A 391-nucleotide genomic window follows, 5' to 3' on the forward strand; every position below is an offset into this window, starting at 1 on the left:
GACCGGCTTGATTATTTTTTTAGGTTTTACCGTTTGGAACTTGCGCAAGGAGTCTAAAGCGGGCAAATTCGTCATCGCCCTTTTGTTTTTGGTCTCGGGCTTGGGCGTGTTCGGTTTTGTGTTCAAAGAGTTATATAAGAGACAGTTTGAAGAGTGCGCGCCGCTCTTTGGATTCTAAATGTAAAATTGATTCCGCTCCCGGTCAGCATGGTGCAAAAAAACCGCGTTTGTCAGACTATGGTTTGCAGTTGCGTGGATAGCGTACGCCGTTTTTTGCCAGATAGTAGGCGTAGTTGATGACGCCGATGCCGAGCGAACTGCGGCCCATAGTAGAGGTACGCGCGGCTTCTACCGGATATCCCTGATAATCTAAAAGCTGTCTCTTATACAC

The 391-nt window shown here is 47.6% G+C and carries 1 protein-coding gene and 1 pseudogene; one reads left to right on the forward strand and one right to left on the reverse strand.

The annotated features are described in order from the left end of the window. Window positions 1-178, forward strand: a 178-nt coding sequence (locus ACRPFF_RS11500; RefSeq protein WP_432674677.1) for a DUF2788 domain-containing protein, incomplete at its 5' end; no start/stop codon positions are given. Between the two features lie 78 nt (window positions 179-256). Here ACRPFF_RS11500 and ACRPFF_RS11505 read toward each other — a convergent pair. Further along, window positions 257-391, reverse strand: a pseudogene (locus ACRPFF_RS11505) (hypothetical protein); the annotation flags it as partial.

It is taken from the genome of Neisseria sp. SLRRB23, assembly GCF_050896295.1.
Classification (GTDB): Bacteria; Pseudomonadota; Gammaproteobacteria; order Burkholderiales; family Neisseriaceae; genus Neisseria.